This window comes from Acinetobacter sp. UBA6571 (genome assembly GCF_002434085.1).
Taxonomy (GTDB): domain Bacteria; phylum Pseudomonadota; class Gammaproteobacteria; order Pseudomonadales; family Moraxellaceae; genus Acinetobacter; species Acinetobacter radioresistens.
Map to the genome: position 1 here is coordinate 46128 of NZ_DJJJ01000025.1, position 16084 is coordinate 62211.

The following is a 16084-nucleotide window of genomic DNA, read 5'->3' on the forward strand; positions in this document are numbered from 1 at the left end:
CGTATTAGAGTTACTGTTAGGTATTAATTTTTCAGTCAGCCTTACAGATTACAGGATGAAAATGTAATGAAATCACGTGCAGCAGTCGCATTTGGGCCAGGTCAGCCCCTGGAAATTGTTGAAATAGATGTTACTCCGCCAAAAGCTGGTGAAGTACTGGTTAAAATTACACACACTGGTGTATGCCATACTGATGCTTTTACTTTATCAGGTGAAGATCCGGAAGGCGTTTTTCCAGCGGTTCTAGGGCATGAAGGTGGCGGTATTGTAGTTGAGGTCGGAGAAGGGGTTACTTCGGTGAAGCCCGGTGATCATGTTATTCCGCTCTATACTGCAGAATGTGGCAAGTGCAAATTCTGCACTTCAGGCAAAACTAACCTGTGCCAGGCAGTTCGTGCAACTCAAGGTAAAGGCTTAATGCCGGATGGTACGACCCGCTTTTCTTATAATGGTGAGCCTATTTATCATTATATGGGTACGTCTACATTCAGTGAATACACTGTAGTAGCAGAAATCTCTCTCGCTAAAATTGATCCGGAAGCCCCACTTGAAAAAATGTGCCTGCTCGGATGTGGTGTAACGACAGGAATCGGTGCAGTACATAATACGGCAAAAGTTGAAGAAGGTGCGACTGTCGCGATTTTCGGTTTAGGTGCAATTGGTCTGGCAGCTATTCAGGGTGCAGTGCAAGCCAAAGCTGGCCGAATTATTGCAATTGATATTAATCCGGACAAGTTTGCATTGGCTCAGGAAATGGGCGCGACTGATGTTGTCAATCCGAAAGACTATAACAAGCCTATCCAGGAAGTCATTGTTGAGATGACTGATGGAGGGGTTGACTATAGCTTTGAATGTATTGGTAACGTAGACATCATGCGTGCTGCACTGGAATGCTGCCATAAAGGCTGGGGCGAGTCAGTCATTATTGGTGTTGCCGGCGCCGGTCAAGAAATACGTACCCGTCCATTCCAGCTGGTAACAGGCCGGGTATGGCGTGGTTCGGCTTTTGGTGGCGTTAAGGGTCGTACCCAGCTACCAGGTATGGTACAGCAGGCAATGCGTGGTGAAATTAAAATTGATCCATTCATCACGCATAATTTACCTTTGAGTAAAATTAATGAAGCTTTTGATTTACTGCATGAGGGTAAATCTATCCGTACAGTGATTCATTTTTAGTTCTAGGCAAACCTAAACTTTATAATCTAAAAAATAAAAAACCGGGAACTTTCCCGGTTTTTTATTTATTTGAAATTAAACAGTGGCTAAACTCTTTTTCAAAACAGCAGCCATTGCTTCAGCCACATAATAAATATTTTTCTGGTTTAAACCTGCAACACACATACGTCCGCTTCGAACCAGATAAATACCGTATTTTTCCTTAAGCAGATCGACCTGTTCAGCAGTCAACCCGGTATAACTAAACATACCGTTCTGGTTTACCAGGTAGCTAAAGTCTTGATCTGGTAATGGGCGACTTAATTCATCTTTTAGAATCTGACGCATTTTCTGGATACGGGTACGCATACCTTCAACTTCAGTTAGCCAAAGGGAGTGCAGTTCTTCATCATTGAGCACATTTTCAACCAGTAATGCACCCGTTGTAGGGGGGCTAGAGTAAATACGGCGAACAGTAGCCTTTAACTGGCCCAGAACGCGCTGAACTGTTTCTTGGTCGTCACAGACAAAGGAAAGTCCGCCAACACGTTCACCATATAGCGAGAAAATCTTGGAAAATGAATTGCTGACAATAAAGTTCATTCCTGCCTGATCCAGTGCACGGATCAGATAAGCATCTTCTTGCATGCCGTGGCCAAAGCCCTGATAAGCGATGTCTAAAAACGGAATCAAGTTTCCTGTTTTTAATACTTCAATCACCTGATCCCACTGTGCAGGAACAAGATCGGCGCCAGTCGGATTATGACAGCATGGATGCAATAATACGATACTTTGTTCTGGCAGTTGCTTTAAGGTATCTAGCATACCCGCAAAGTCCACACCATGGGTTTCAGCATCAAAATATGGATAGTAATGTGTATTTATACCTGCACCATTGAAGATGGCTACATGATTATCCCAAGTTGGATTACTTACCCAGATTTCAGACTCAGGAAAGTATTTCTTAAGGAAATCTGCACCTACTTTAAGAGCACCTGATCCGCCTAATGTTTGAATTGTAGCAACACGTCCCTGAGCTCGAGCCGGACTGTTTTCAGTAAACAGCAAGTTTTGAATGGCTTCACGGTAAGGTTTGAAGCCTTCCATTGGCAGGTACAGTTTGGTCGTATCGTTCAGCTTGGCAATATGCTTGTACGCTGTTTTAACGGCTTCGAGCTGTGGCACAATACTGTCTTCATTATAATAAAGTCCAATACTCAGGTTTACCTTGTCTGTACGGGCATCCGTATTGAACTCTTCCATTAGAGACAGAATCGGATCACCCGGATAAGGATTTACATGCTCAAACATTCAATTACTTCCTTAAGTCGTACAGCCTTCTAACTGTACTATGTTAAAAACTGCTCCAGTCCATCATCCATGTTCTGGAGGGGATTTACTGGCTCAGGTGTCAGTTTCCAGAACCATATTATGACGTTGAAGTGCCTTGCGCTTTTTAATCTGATAGGCGATCAGCAGGCACAACAGCCATCCTGGGATCATCATAACTGCAATACGCATATCTGGCGTCATTATCATAATGCCTAAAATACCAATCATAAAGACTATACAGAGATAGTTTGTGAATGGATAAGCCAAACTTGGAAATTGCGTGGTTTTGTTTTCACGTATCATCTGTTTGCGGAATTTTAAGTGAGTGATAAAAATGACCATCCAGTTAATAACGATCGCAGCAACAACCAGCATCATCAGCAGACTAAACGCTTTCTCTGGAAACATGTAATTGAGCAGTACACAGAGCAGGGTAACAAAAGCAGAGATTAGTACGGCCGGCACCGGAATACCATTTTTGTTAATTTTACTCAAAAACTCAGGTGCATTACCCTGTTTGGCCAGACCGAGCAGCATGCGACTGGTACAGTAACTGGTACTGTTATAAACAGAAACTGCTGCTGTCAGTACTACAAAATTCAGTACAGTCGCAACTCCCTGACTGTTAAGAGAATCAAAAATCAGCACAAACGGACTGCCGCCTTCGGCCATTTTGTTCCATGGAAATAGCGATAAAATTACTACGAGAGTACCGATATAAAAAATTAGGATACGGTAGACAATCTGGTTAATAGCTTTAGGCAAGGTTTTCCCGGGTTCGTGCGTTTCTGCTGCAGCAATACCGACAAGTTCAATACCACCAAAAGCAAACATGATTACAGCCATGGCCATAACCAGACCACTGATGCCGTTCGGAAAAAACCCACCTAGTGCCCAAAGATTGCTGATGGTCGATTGTGGTCCTGCGCTACCGGTAGTGAGCAGATAGCTACCGAAGCCGATCATACAAATGATCGCCACCACCTTGATAATAGCGAGCCAGAATTCCATTTCACCAAAAAATTTGACATGAAGCAGGTTAATGCCGTTGATCAGAATAAAAAAGCCTAAGGCGGTCATCCAGGTTGGAATTTCAGGCCACCAGTAGTGGATATAAAGACCAATTGCACTGAGTTCTGCCATACACACCAGTACGTTCAGTACCCAGTAATTCCACCCAGACATAAATCCTGCGAATTTTCCCCAGTACTTGTAAGCAAAATGACTAAATGAACCGCTTACCGGTTCTTCTACAATCATTTCACCTAACTGGCGCATCATCAGGAAAGCAATCAGTCCTGCTATTGCATAGCCCAGAATAACTGAGGGGCCGGCCATTTTAATTGTTTGAGAAATTCCCAGAAATAGACCGGTACCGATTGCTCCTCCAAGAGCAATCAGCTGAATATGACGATTCTTTAAACCTGCGTTTAAATCACCTTGTTGAGGATTATCCATATGATCCTTTCTTCCTTGTGTTTTTCGCATTCGTAATAATTTTATACTTAATTACGTATAACATAATTTAAACCTTGAGAACATAGCCGATTTTTTAAATTTTTGACTGAAAAGTCTAGTTATATTGTTGGGTTAGCCATTATATAAAAATAAGTTATTGTTTTAATAAATAAAAATTATTCATAAATTTTATTCTAATTGCCGTTGAGCCTGTATCTTTATATGGCATGAGAAAAGTTACTCAACGCTAAATTTTTTCTTTTGGCCAAGTCTGTAATGAGCTAAAACATTCAGCTTTAAAGAAGAAAACTATATTTTTCAGTTTTTTCCAGCTTTGTCGGGCTTGGTGATTGCTAAAAAATAATGAACTCTCTATGATCAGGCAGGCTGAAACTTGCTAAAGTCTCAGCATGAAAAACCGGAATAGACGAGCGAAGACGGATATTTAAAAAGGATGAAAAGGGTTAAAACATGAGTGAAGAAAAGGTCTCTGGTGGTGTTCAGTCTCTAGAAATAGGGCTACACGTATTCAATTCACTGGTAGAACATAATAACCCCATCATGCTGAAAGACCTTTCACACAAACTCGGCATGCATCCTGCTAAAGTCCACCGTTATCTGGCCAGTCTGATACGCATGAATTATGCCAGACAGCTTGAAGATGGCCAGTATGGCCTTGGTGAACAAGCATGGCGTCTAGGTTTACGTTGTATCCAGCATACGGACACCTTGCAACTGGTTCAAAGCCAGATTTATGAAATGCAGGGCAAAATCGGTTCAAGTATTCAGATTAGTAAATGGTCGCCGCGGGGCCCTCTGGTTGTCCAGTCAATTGAATCGTTGCATCCGGTATCGATCGTGACGCGTGTAGGCTCAATCATGCCATTAGTCAACTCTGCTGCGGGCCGGATCTATGCGTCTTACTTGCCTGAACATCTGGTGCGGCCACTTATGGAAGAAGAGTGGAAAAAACATACCTCATCAAATAAAACACTTTCCCCTAAAAATTGGGAAGAGTTCTTAATATTAAAGAATCAGATACAGGCACAAAAAATGTCGGTGGCACAAGGTGATCTTCTGACCGGGATTAATGCAGTTGGTTTACCTATTTTTAATACTTACAATGCTATCGAGTTTTGTATTGTGGTAATTGATAGTGAAGATATGCTGCCCATTCAAGCGAACCATGAAAAAATTATATTTTTAAAGCAGATGGCCGAATCAATTAACCAGTACATCCGTGAAAGATAACTAACTGGTTAAAGACAAGAAGGCGCTATTAGAGCGCCTTCTTGATTTTATAAAAATATCAAAAAATGCAGGGAAAAACTCCTGCATTCTCTAAACATAGGGATTATAAATTAATCAGTTACACTGAGTACACCACGTTTAATCTGATCGCGTTCAATTGATTCAAACAGGGCTTTGAAGTTGCCTTCACCAAAACCGTCGTCATCTTTACGCTGAATAAATTCAAAGAAGACTGGTCCGATCATATTCTCAGAAAAGATCTGAAGTAGAAGACGTTTTTCGCCGTCTTTAGTATTACCATCTAGTAAAATGCCACGTTTTTTCAGCTCTTCTGTTGGTTCACCATGATTTGGTAAACGCTCAGGCAGCATTTCATAATAGGTTTCTGGTGGCGCCGTCATGAACTTGGCTCCTAAGTCATGTAGCTTATCCCAAGTCGAAACCAGATCATCTGTGATGAATGCAATATGCTGGATACCTTCACCATTAAAGTCAGCCAGGAATTCGGCAATCTGGCCATTTCCTTTATCACTGTCTTCATTTAATGGAATACGAATCATGCCATCTGGAGCAGTCAGGGCTTTTGATGTTAAGCCAGTGTATTCGCCTTTAATATCGAAATAGCGGATTTCCTGGAAGTTGAAAATCTTTTCATAGAAATTAGCCCAGTATTCCATACGGCCTTTATAAACATTATGGGTCAAATGATCAATTTCATTTAGACCAGTTCCAACCGGATTTGCATCTACACCTTCTAGGAACTCAAAGTCACTCTGGTAAATATCCCGATCAATCAGGAAAATTGGCATACCACCAATCCCTTTAATCGCCGGGATATTCAGTTCCATTGGACCTACCTTGTTTAGCATTGGTTCAGCGCCCAGCTCAAGCGCCTTTTTATAAGCCTTTGCAGCATCTTTAGTTTTAAAACCCATAGCACAGGCAGAAGGGCCATGCTCATTAAAGAAATAAGATGCGTATGATTCTGGCTGATAGTTTAAAATAATATTGATATTGCCTTGGCGCCATAAATAAACATTCTTAGACTTGTGGCGGGCTACTTTAGTAAAACCAATCGTTTGAAACACCTGATCTAGTTCACCATCCTTCGATACGAATTCAATGAAAGCAAATCCGCAGAGTTCTAAAGGATTTTCTAAAACGTTCATACAACTTCCTCTTGTTGTGTTCAAAAGCCTGTTCAGCTTTTGCCTTCTACCTGAAATTATTTTTAATTCTGAACATGAATCCGGATTGGAAATATAGAAATACTCAAATATGTTTTTCTACTCTTAAGCATCCGAGCCTGTTACAGAGTTAAAATTTTTAGTGAAATTTTCAGAATGTCCCATAATTAATTCTATTGCTTATTTCCATGCCCTAGATAAATTACAGACTACATCCCATTTGTTTCAATGATACTCAAAACAAAAAGTTATGCAATACATAATTAAATTATGTAGTCTGTAATTTGGGCAATAATTATATAAGTTCATGTTGAGGCAAAACAGGCTAAAAATTCTTCCTTATAGAGTTTATCAATTGTTTTATCTAGGTTTTATTCATTAAATCTTAATCATAAATAGAAGTTTATTTAATAATAAATAATTTTTTTAGTTTAAGTTCTTGTCAAAGAAACAATGTACGCGTATTTTAGAAAATAGATATTTTCTCAAACATTGGTACAAGATGTTAAAGCAACCTGAACTTATGAACGCATATTATTATTTCTGGCAGTTTAAATGATTGCCTGAATGCGTTCGGGCAAATAAAGGTTGCCCATCAAAATTAAAACCTGATCGGCAAACCTGATCAGGTTTTTTTATGTCTTATAGATTGATAATTATGGAGCTTCCCTCATGTATACATTTAACTTTACTTATTTTGGCAATTTTTATTGGTTTTATTTTGGCCCGCACATGCAATCGCTTAGATCTCTTACGCTCAAATAAATCATCGGACTGAAATAAACAGTCCAGAGGAATAACCAATGAATGCTCTCAATACTGCTTTAAACCAATCGGCTACAACAGAAAAAACTTTAAGCCTGCCTCATCAATTAAAAGCACAATATTCTTTATCTCCTGCATTAGCCCGGCAAGTTGCTGAGCATCGTACAACTATACAAAATATTCTTTCAGGCGAAGACTCTCGTCTTATGGTAATTACAGGACCTTGTTCTATTCATGATCCGGTTGCTGCACTCGAATATGCCCAAAAATTAAAACAGCTCCAAACTAAAATTTCATACCAGATTTTTCTGGTCATGCGCGCTTATATTGAGAAACCTCGTACTACGGTCGGCTGGAAAGGGTTTTTATATGATCCACATTTAAATGGTTCTTCAGACTTGCAGTCAGGCTTAGAGCAATCCAGAGCTTTATATCTGCAACTCATCAGTATGGGTTTACCTATTGCGAGCGAAATTTTAAATCCGATGGCTACGGCATATTTTGATGACCTATTGGCTTGGGGAGCCATTGGCGCACGAACCAGCGAATCACAAATTCATCGAGAAATATCCAGCCATATGCCGTACAGCATTGGTTTTAAAAATGGTACCGATGGTTCAATTCAAATCGCACTAGATGCCATACAGTCAGCCAGAAACTCCCATCAGTTCATGGGTATGAGCCAAAATGGCTTACCTTGTATGTTAAACAGTCTGGGTAACAAGTTACCACATTTGATATTACGTGGTGCAAATTCAGGCCCTAATTATGACCTTGCATCAATTGAACGGATACGTGCCTGTCACAAAGCTGTGCTTCCACCTTTAGTTATTGATTGCAGTCATGGCAACAGTTCTAAAAATCCTTTATTACAGACCTCAGTACTCCAGCAAATTATTGCTGAGCGTAGTGAAACTGATGTACGGGGAGTAATGCTGGAAAGCCATCTTGTAGATGGAAACCAAGCAATCTCCTGTAATATGATATATGGTCAGTCAGTCACAGACGGTTGCTTGGGATGGGATAAGACATCTGCCTTGTTGCTTTCTGTTGCAGAGCAGATGCGCTATGAATGTGTAGTATAAAATATAAATAAGAGCAGGGGCCCGTATACTTAAAGAATACGGGCTATATCTGTAAATTTAGGGTTGTAGGGGGTTCTGTCTGTCTACAACAATCTTATAAAATATCAAGCTTAAAGCGATAATAAAAGCACAAAGCAGGTACATCACCGTATAGCCGTACAATGCAACTACATAGCCTAGTAATACAGCCCCTAATGCTATCCCTGTATCATATAAAGTAAAGAAGGTTGAAGTCGTATGGCCAATACGATATCTAGGCGAACGCTGGATTGCCAAAGTTTGTAAACAGGGCTGAAGTGAGCCGAAACCCATACCGATAAATATTGCACTGATCATTAGACCGGTTAAAGTTTCAATCTGGCTAAGAAGTATCAAACCGATAATAAAAAGAATGATAGATGGATAAATAATGATATTTGGGCCTTTAATATCATACAGTCGGCCAGTAAATGGACGAATACTCATCATAGCCACAGCAAATACTACAAAAAACAATCCAGCAGAGCTGAGTAAGCCTTTAGTTTCAGCAAAAGTTGAAATATAAGACATAATACTAGAGTAACCAAATGCCAGGAGCATAACCATCAGGGAAGCGGGTAAAGCACGTTTTTCAACAAAATCCTGTAAGCTGATTTTCTTTTTCTCAGTAACTTCAGGTGATTTTTTAATTTCGCGAATGGGGATAAGCAGGCAGAAAGCAAAGCCTAGACAAATAATGGTTGCTAAAATCAGCGCGACGGTAGTGTAGCCTAATGGTTGAATCAAGCTAAGCCCTAAAAGTGGACCCAGCACCAGCCCCAAGTTTATTGACATAATAAAATAGCCCATGCCTTCGCCTTTACGTTTTTCTGGAATGAAGTCATTGGCAATCGGTACACAAACCGTAGTAAGAATACTAAACCAGATACCATGCAGAAAACGGATAACCAGCAGAACACTAAGATTGTCTGCCAGAAGATAAGCGAATGAAAAAAGACAAAAAATCAGCTCAGAAACTAAAAAGGTCTTTTTCTTGCCAAATTTTTCAATGATTAAGCCACTAAATGGTCGCACTACAATAGAAGAGACCATAAATAGAGTCATGGCTAAACCAGCCTGAGCTACAGTACCATTCAGGTCACTTATAATATAAACGGGTAGTACTGCAGTTTGTGCGAAATAAAATATGAACAAAAACATGTTATTGAATAAGCAAAAAATAAAGAACTTATTCCATAACTGAGAGGAGTCTATGGATGCCATGATAAACCTATAATAACCGGGAGAGCATGACTTGAGACGTAGAGAAATTGATATTTTTTATAATAGGAAAAGAGGGAGATAAATAAAAAGTAAATACGTCATAAAGTCATATAACCTGTAAATTATAAGTGAAAGTATGTAAATTGTATAGAGACGATGAACTAAAGCAAGATTATGAGAAATAGCGATTAAGCTACATATGATATATAAATACAAAAACAGCTTCTTCTACAGTGTATGAGTGAATCTCAAGTTATGTAAAAGAAGCTGATGAAATTAATTTTTAAAGTCCAGCTTCATAAGCTGTATTAGAAAGTAATGTGTCTACATCTTGCATATTATCTGGACGAATTTTATAGATCCATCCCTTACCATACGGATCTTCATTGATAAAGTCTGGATCATCTTCAAGTGCAGAATTGATTTCTACAACTGTGCCTGAAACTGGTGCATGAATATCAGAAGCAGTTTTTACGGATTCGACCACACCAGCCTGTGCACCTGCTGTAATCTGACTGCCAACCTCTGGCATTTCTACATAGACCAGGTCACCTAAAGCATCTTGAGCGTGGTCGGAAATACCAGTAACCACAAGATCACCTACAATTTTTACCCATTCATGTGTACTTGCATACTTCAGTTCCGAAGGATGATTCATGCCGATTCCTCAAAAAGTTTTAAAGCATTTTTGCTTTGTGTTATACAGGTTTTTGTTTAAAAACTAAAGTCTATAAATACGGATCTTTACGCCAATTACTAGGACTGCGGCCGCTCCAGCGCTTAAAGGCACGGCTAAAATTGGCAACGTCAGAATAGCCCAGCTCGTCGGCAATCTGTTCAAGGGTATAGTCAGTCCGTGAGAGAAGTGATGTAGCATGCCGGTAGCGCACTTCATCAACCAGACTAGAAAAAGAGGTGCCCTCAGCAGCCAGCTGGCGTTTTAAGGTACGGTCTGACATATGCAACCGATCGGCCACGCTTTCTATACTAAGATAGTGCTGTTCTGAATGAGTGAGGATATCACGCACCCGCATGGCCAGACGTCGGCGTTCACCCAAAGCAGAAAGTTCAGCTTCACACTGGTTAATTGCGATTTGACTGGCAATCGGGTCAGCATTAACCATCTGTAAACCCAGAAACTTTTTATCAAAGCTGGAAAGTATGTGTGGCTGATTAAAACGGAAATGATGTGAAGGCATTTTGGCTAAATAGCGGTCAAATCCTTCAGGTTTGGCAAAATCAAAATCAATTTCTCCTTCAAGGTTATTAATGCCAGTAATAGCCTTGGCCATACTGATAATACCAATAGTCAGGGCAAGAATAATTTCGGTCCTTAAAGGTTCAAGTTGTATGTCACACTGTAATTGCAGGGTTGCCTTATCACCAAAAGTAGAAAAATAAAGCTGTAGAAAGGGCATACGAAGTTGAATAAAACGTGCAGCAAGAACCAGGGCTTCAGATATATTGCTGGCTGTCATGATTGCATAGCCAATAAAGCCATGAATTGAAATTCGCATTTGGGTACCAAGATGGTAGCCTAAAGATTGCTCGCCTGTAATTTTTAAGGCATGTTTTATCAGTTCGTTGGCAAGAGGAGTTGGAATACGGTAATCCGGGTGTGCGAGCTGTTCACTACTAAAATGAAAGGGGGCAAATAAAGTCTCTGCGCTATAGCCCCAGCGTGACACCACATCTAGCAATAACAGGCCATATACCCCTGGAATACCCACATCTTGCCGGGATGAAATTATCTCCATGCGCTATCCATTGCTCTCATGCTTTCCAACGTGCTGTTTACATCTTGGCATGAAATTAAACTTTAAACTAGAAGAATTGTTGGACAAATCAGTTGCTTAATTTTCAATTGCTGCTTTTTTAAATACTACTATTTTTGTAGTAGAGATTAATAGGAGATCCTGAAATTGGTTATAAGCCTGAGTGACATAAGTAACAATACCCCGATCATTTTTAGTTCTGGATGGAATGATTGCTGTAATTTCGACTTCAACATGAATGAGATCTCCCGGTCTGGTAGGCTTGGGCCAACGTAAACTGGTTTCGGTACCAATTAAACCGCCTGCTACCGGAAAGCACTCTGTCCATAAATGCATGGTAATTGCAGAGGTGTGCCAGCCACTTGCGGCCAGACCTTGAAAAACAGGATGCCGGCTTGCTTGCTCTTCATCCAGATGAAAAACCTGTGGATCATATTGAGTGGCAAATTTTTTGATTTCTTCAGTAGTCATTTCATATTCACGGCTGATAAAACGATCACCAATGTGCAAATCTTCCAGATAAGGCATTATTCTGTGTCCTCAACTTTCTTTGGTATTTGCTGTTCAACTAAAAAGCCACCAGTTTGACGTTGCCATAGTTGAGCATAAATACCATTTTGCTGAATCAGTTGCTCATGAGTACCCTGTTCAGCGATCCGGCCCTGATCCAGTACAATTAAACGGTCCATCTGGGCGATGGTCGAAAGCCTGTGAGCAATTGCAATGACTGTTTTTCCAGTCATAAGAGCGTCTAGACTTGACTGAATGGCAGCTTCGACTTCAGAATCCAGTGCACTGGTAGCTTCATCTAAAATCAGAATAGGTGCATCTTTTAAGAATACGCGGGCAATTGCAATACGTTGACGCTGTCCACCTGAGAGCTTGACACCACGTTCACCCACCTGCGCATCATAGCCCCGACGCCCCCCCAGATCAGTTAACTGAGGAATAAAGGTTTCTGCCTGAGCTTTACGTACAGCTTCATACATTTCCTCATCAGTTGCATCTGGCCGGCCATATTTAATATTTTCTGATACGCTACGGTGTAGCAGAGAAGTATCCTGAGTAACCAAAGCAATATTAGCGCGCAGGCTGTCCTGAGTTACATTCTGGATATCTTGGCCATCTATTAAAATACGGCCATTTTGAATGGTATAAAACCGCAGCAACAATTGAATAAGGGTTGACTTACCTGCGCCAGAACGGCCAACAATCCCGATTTTTTCACCTGGCCGAATGGTAAGATTCAACTGATCAATTACATTTTTTTCATTATAAGCGAAAGATACATTATCAAAACGAATTTCACCCGCAGTTACTTTTAATGGCTTGGCATCTTTTTTATCCTGTATTTCTACCGGTCTGCTTAAAGTTCCCATTCCATCCTGAATTGTTCCGATATTCTCAAAAAGGGCAGAAATTTGCCACATGATAAAGAATGCCATACTGTTAAGCTTCATAATCATGGCTGTGGTTGCGGCAACCACTCCAAGACCGGCTTTACCTTCTACCCATAGATGAATGGCTGTTCCCAATACACCTAGAAAAAGTACAGCACTCAGCATATTTACACTGATTTCAAATTTAGCTCCAAGACGCATTTGCCGATATACTGTCACCATAAATTCCATCATGGACTCTTTGGCATAACGACTTTCACGGCCGGCGTGTGCAAATAGCTTGACAGTCTGAATATTGGTATAGGCATCTGTAACACGTCCAGTCATGACAGCACGGGCATCAGCTTGCTGTTTTGACACTTTACCCAGGCGTGGAATAAAGTAGTAAGCTGCGATCATGAACAGAACTAACCAGACGAGTAGGGGTATCATTAGAACAGGTGAAATACCTATAAACACAATACTGATCGTAGTGAAATAGACCACTACGTAGGCCATCATGTCGCCTAAAATAACCCAGAATTCTCGTACTGCTAACGCTGTTTGCATGACCTTGGCAGATAAGCGCCCGGCAAAATCATTATGAAAAAAATCGAGACTTTGCTGTAAAAGAAAATTGTGAAAACGCCAGCGCAGACGCATTGGAAAATTGCTATATAAAATCTGATGCTTAACAATAGACTGCATACTGGCAAAGAGGATGTTGGCAAACAGAAAGCTGGCCAGAATCAGCAGATTGGTTTCATGATTTACATAAAAAGTATCAGGTTGGCTTGTACCTAGCCAGTCAACCAGTTGTCCTATTTTCGAATAGAGTAAAGCCTCAAAGCTTGCGGCGCCCGCAGTTACAAGGACTAATAAAAAAATATAAGGACGCAAGCCTTTAGTGGCTTGCCAGATAAATGGAAAAAACCTTCTTGGTAATGATTCGTAAAGACCTTCAGTGGGATAGGCATCGACACGCTTTTCGAACCACTTCAACATTATTTTTTCCTCTGAATACAATATATTAACTAATATAAGTTTAATTCAATTTATAGGAGAGATAGAGATTGATCAATCATTAATTTAGCCATATTCCGCCATATAATAATATTCAAAATATGAGTTTTTTAGCCGTACTACACTTAATTTTACGCCATATAAGAGAAAAGATAATGGCGTAAATTGTGAATTCAACAGGAAAAACAGATATGAAAAAATTATTAGCTAGCGGTAGACTTGAAAAGCTGGTGCGATTTTGAAGGATAAAAAATCTGCTTGTAACTTTACCGGATTAATAAAATCAGGACTTGCTGAGCCGCTTATGTGTATACATCTGTTGATCTGCTTCTCTGATAGCAGCTGATAGACCAAAAGTCGGATGACGCATAGCCAGCCCGATTGAAGCACTAATCTTTGCCTTTTCAAAGGCCTGTGTAATGCGATTAACCAACGATTCAGCACCTGAATGATCATTTTCAATACTTAGTATGGTGAACTCGTCACCTCCTAAGCGGGCTAGAATATCATTATTACGTACATTATCACGCAATACGACAGCTGTCTTGCGAATTAACTCATCACCAGCCTCATGACCCAGATGATCATTAACAGTTTTAAGATTGTTGAGGTCTATCATAACCACAGCAGCAGGGTGACCTAATTGCTTGCAACGTTCTTCTTCTGCATTTATTAATTTATCCCAAGCCCGCCGGTTATATAAACCAGTCAAACCATCACTCATTGCTTCTACTTCAAGACGCTCACGTTGTCTGACCTGTTCAATTTCACGCAGTTCAGCCTGTAGAATCCGGCTTAAAAGCTCTCCAAAGACTTCGATCAGTTTTGCTTCTTGAACCAGTTCAGGCGCTTGCGGGTGAGGGTCAATCGCACAGAGTGTACCAAATAAATGACCATCTTCACTTACTAAGGGCTGTCCAATATAAGCCTGAATCTCTACCTGTTTCCTGATAGGAGCGTTTAGATATAAGGGTATATCATCAGAACGTGGTGCAATTCTTGGTGCATTACCTGTGACCATATGTGAACAGAAAGAATCTGCCCAGCGAAAAACTTGTCCAGGTTGAACATTATAGCCATGATCTTCACTCTGCAGCACGATCCAGTCATCGCCTTCAACCCGTGTAATCATCCATAGATTAAAACCGAAGCGGTCATGAAGATAACGTAAAACAGCCTGGCCTGCTTCCTCAAAGTTTTTCGAATATGAAATACCCATATAACCAGCCTTTATATCTCAAGATTTAACTTCTATAACCTTAATAGGGCGACCTTGACCAATTTTCAAGATTCCACTGCCACTGTTAAAATGAATCGATGTGTTTCCATTTTCCAGTCGTATACCATTTTTTGTTTTAACCCGCTTAAGATAATAAACAATGCCTCTCTGATCAGTAAGTTCCGCATTTTCGAAATTATTTGTGGTTTTGAGAGTGACTACTATATTATCAGGATCTATGAATTTGAGTACCTGTTCCTCTTCATTCATATTTATAACCTGTTTAGATGTCATCTGGGTAGCTACTATTTGATTTGGAGAGATTTGAACAGCATAGGATCTACTCCATATATAACTTAATAAAAGTAATGCTATAATAACATTTATATATCTCATGCTTTTATCTTCTCAATAATATAAAAATTAATAAAAGATATACAAAAATTCTAAATACTAAAAAGCATAAAATTAAATATTTGTCTATGAAGACTACTTTTTTGGTAAACAGATTTCAAAAAAATATATAATGAAGCATTATTAAACTTTAAATAAAAACTATTAATCTAAAAATATTTATTCCTTTTCTATATTAGATAATAAAAAAAATACAGAATAAAATATGAATATTGTATATAATAATATTTTTTTATTTTAAAAAATAAAATGATGAATAAATTCTTTCTTTTGTCTACTGTATTTTTCTGCTTAACAGGGTGCGCTTCTGTGTCTTATCCAGATCAGAATAGGATTGTAGAAGAAACAATTAGTTATTCTACGTCACGTTGTTTTGGTGCTTGTCCGGTATATTCTGTAACAATTCAGCCTAGTGGAGCTGTACATTTTAACGGAGAGCGGTTTACAAAAGTCGTCGGAGAGCAAGATATCATTGTTTCCCCTGGAATCTATAAAAAGCTTTCTAGTCAATTAAGCAGATATAAGCCCGCACCAGGAAAAGTAGAAAATAATTATAATTGTGTAAATAAAGCTACTGATCATCAAACGGTTAGTTTTGTATGGACGGATAAAAGTGGAGTAGAAACAAAGTTAGACCATTATATGGGGTGTATGAATTCATCTGATAAAAGTTTTAATCAATTTATCGAACAATTACCTGAAATGCTTGGAATTAATGATTTAATACGCTAAAAACAAAAACAATCTAAATTTATAAAAAATTAATCTTTTATGTAGGTTGGCAGAGTAAAACTTGAAG

14 protein-coding genes are annotated in these 16084 nt (G+C 39.5%); 4 read left to right on the forward strand and 10 right to left on the reverse strand.

Features of this window, described 5'->3' with window-relative positions:
- The first annotated feature begins 66 nt into the window (after positions 1-66).
- Positions 67-1176: an S-(hydroxymethyl)glutathione dehydrogenase/class III alcohol dehydrogenase gene (locus tag B3X18_RS03775; RefSeq protein ID WP_034675252.1), complete on the forward strand. Its 1110-nt coding sequence runs from the start codon at positions 67-69 to the stop codon at positions 1174-1176.
- A 75-nt stretch (positions 1177-1251) separates the two neighbouring features.
- On the opposite strand, the gene B3X18_RS03780 is transcribed toward B3X18_RS03775, so the two are convergent.
- Positions 1252-2466: an aromatic amino acid transaminase gene (locus tag B3X18_RS03780; RefSeq protein WP_034675249.1), complete on the reverse strand. Its 1215-nt coding sequence runs from the start codon at positions 2464-2466 to the stop codon at positions 1252-1254.
- 93 nt (positions 2467-2559) lie between these two features.
- Positions 2560-3945, reverse strand: a complete 1386-nt coding sequence (locus B3X18_RS03785; protein ID WP_005014401.1) for an amino acid permease — start codon at positions 3943-3945, stop codon at positions 2560-2562.
- Between the two features lie 471 nt (positions 3946-4416).
- Here B3X18_RS03785 and B3X18_RS03790 point away from each other — a divergent pair, with 471 nt between their 5' ends.
- Positions 4417-5196 (forward strand): IclR family transcriptional regulator, encoded by a 780-nt coding sequence (locus tag B3X18_RS03790; RefSeq protein ID WP_005014399.1) that lies wholly within the window; start codon positions 4417-4419, stop codon positions 5194-5196.
- A gap of 110 nt (positions 5197-5306) precedes the next feature.
- On the opposite strand, the gene hppD is transcribed toward B3X18_RS03790, so the two are convergent.
- Positions 5307-6365 (reverse strand): 4-hydroxyphenylpyruvate dioxygenase, encoded by a 1059-nt coding sequence (gene hppD / locus B3X18_RS03795; RefSeq protein WP_005014397.1) that lies wholly within the window; start codon positions 6363-6365, stop codon positions 5307-5309.
- An 821-nt stretch (positions 6366-7186) separates the two neighbouring features.
- Here hppD and B3X18_RS03800 point away from each other — a divergent pair.
- Positions 7187-8233 (forward strand): 3-deoxy-7-phosphoheptulonate synthase, encoded by a 1047-nt coding sequence (locus tag B3X18_RS03800; RefSeq protein WP_034688644.1) that lies wholly within the window; start codon positions 7187-7189, stop codon positions 8231-8233.
- 57 nt (positions 8234-8290) lie between these two features.
- Here B3X18_RS03800 and B3X18_RS03805 read toward each other — a convergent pair whose 3' ends face one another.
- From B3X18_RS03805 to B3X18_RS03835, 7 genes are all read right to left on the reverse strand, one after another.
- Positions 8291-9475, reverse strand: a complete 1185-nt coding sequence (locus B3X18_RS03805; protein WP_005025815.1) for an MFS transporter — start codon at positions 9473-9475, stop codon at positions 8291-8293.
- 283 nt (positions 9476-9758) lie between these two features.
- On the reverse strand, positions 9759-10133 hold the full coding sequence (gene gcvH, locus B3X18_RS03810) for a glycine cleavage system protein GcvH (protein ID WP_005014391.1): 375 nt from the start codon (positions 10131-10133) through the stop codon (positions 9759-9761).
- A 70-nt stretch (positions 10134-10203) separates the two neighbouring features.
- Positions 10204-11232 carry an AraC family transcriptional regulator gene (locus tag B3X18_RS03815; RefSeq protein WP_005014389.1) on the reverse strand — a complete coding sequence of 343 codons (1029 nt, stop codon included), beginning with the start codon at positions 11230-11232 and terminating at the stop codon, positions 10204-10206.
- A gap of 96 nt (positions 11233-11328) precedes the next feature.
- Positions 11329-11778: a MaoC family dehydratase gene (locus tag B3X18_RS03820; protein WP_005025818.1), complete on the reverse strand. Its 450-nt coding sequence runs from the start codon at positions 11776-11778 to the stop codon at positions 11329-11331.
- On the reverse strand, positions 11778-13634 hold the full coding sequence (locus tag B3X18_RS03825) for an ABC transporter ATP-binding protein (RefSeq protein WP_005014384.1): 1857 nt from the start codon (positions 13632-13634) through the stop codon (positions 11778-11780). The genes B3X18_RS03820 and B3X18_RS03825 overlap by 1 nt, the downstream gene beginning before the upstream one ends.
- A gap of 301 nt (positions 13635-13935) precedes the next feature.
- Complete coding sequence (locus B3X18_RS03830) at positions 13936-14871, reverse strand: sensor domain-containing diguanylate cyclase (protein ID WP_005014382.1); 936 nt, start codon at positions 14869-14871, stop codon at positions 13936-13938.
- Positions 14872-14889: 18 nt separating this feature from the next.
- Positions 14890-15141: an NADPH-dependent 7-cyano-7-deazaguanine reductase gene (locus B3X18_RS03835; RefSeq protein WP_227548696.1), complete on the reverse strand. Its 252-nt coding sequence runs from the start codon at positions 15139-15141 to the stop codon at positions 14890-14892.
- 453 nt (positions 15142-15594) lie between these two features.
- Between B3X18_RS03835 and B3X18_RS03840 the strand changes: the two genes are divergently transcribed.
- Positions 15595-16017 (forward strand): DUF6438 domain-containing protein, encoded by a 423-nt coding sequence (locus B3X18_RS03840; RefSeq protein WP_010700138.1) that lies wholly within the window; start codon positions 15595-15597, stop codon positions 16015-16017.
- Positions 16018-16084 lie beyond the last annotated feature (67 nt).

Excerpts from the sequence above, each read along its gene's own strand:
- B3X18_RS03775 (WP_034675252.1), top strand. The coding sequence starts at position 67 with ATGAAATCACGTGCAGCAGTCGCATTTGGGCCAGGTCAGCCCCTGGAA.
- B3X18_RS03780 (WP_034675249.1), bottom strand. The coding sequence starts at position 2,466 with ATGTTTGAGCATGTAAATCCTTATCCGGGTGATCCGATTCTGTCTCTA.
- B3X18_RS03785 (WP_005014401.1), bottom strand. The coding sequence starts at position 3,945 with ATGGATAATCCTCAACAAGGTGATTTAAACGCAGGTTTAAAGAATCGT.
- B3X18_RS03790 (WP_005014399.1), top strand. The coding sequence starts at position 4,417 with ATGAGTGAAGAAAAGGTCTCTGGTGGTGTTCAGTCTCTAGAAATAGGG.
- hppD (WP_005014397.1), bottom strand. The coding sequence starts at position 6,365 with ATGAACGTTTTAGAAAATCCTTTAGAACTCTGCGGATTTGCTTTCATT.
- B3X18_RS03800 (WP_034688644.1), top strand. The coding sequence starts at position 7,187 with ATGAATGCTCTCAATACTGCTTTAAACCAATCGGCTACAACAGAAAAA.
- B3X18_RS03805 (WP_005025815.1), bottom strand. The coding sequence starts at position 9,475 with ATGGCATCCATAGACTCCTCTCAGTTATGGAATAAGTTCTTTATTTTT.
- gcvH (WP_005014391.1), bottom strand. The coding sequence starts at position 10,133 with ATGAATCATCCTTCGGAACTGAAGTATGCAAGTACACATGAATGGGTA.
- B3X18_RS03815 (WP_005014389.1), bottom strand. The coding sequence starts at position 11,232 with ATGGAGATAATTTCATCCCGGCAAGATGTGGGTATTCCAGGGGTATAT.
- B3X18_RS03820 (WP_005025818.1), bottom strand. The coding sequence starts at position 11,778 with ATGCCTTATCTGGAAGATTTGCACATTGGTGATCGTTTTATCAGCCGT.
- B3X18_RS03825 (WP_005014384.1), bottom strand. The coding sequence starts at position 13,634 with ATGTTGAAGTGGTTCGAAAAGCGTGTCGATGCCTATCCCACTGAAGGT.
- B3X18_RS03830 (WP_005014382.1), bottom strand. The coding sequence starts at position 14,871 with ATGGGTATTTCATATTCGAAAAACTTTGAGGAAGCAGGCCAGGCTGTT.
- B3X18_RS03835 (WP_227548696.1), bottom strand. The coding sequence starts at position 15,141 with ATGAATGAAGAGGAACAGGTACTCAAATTCATAGATCCTGATAATATA.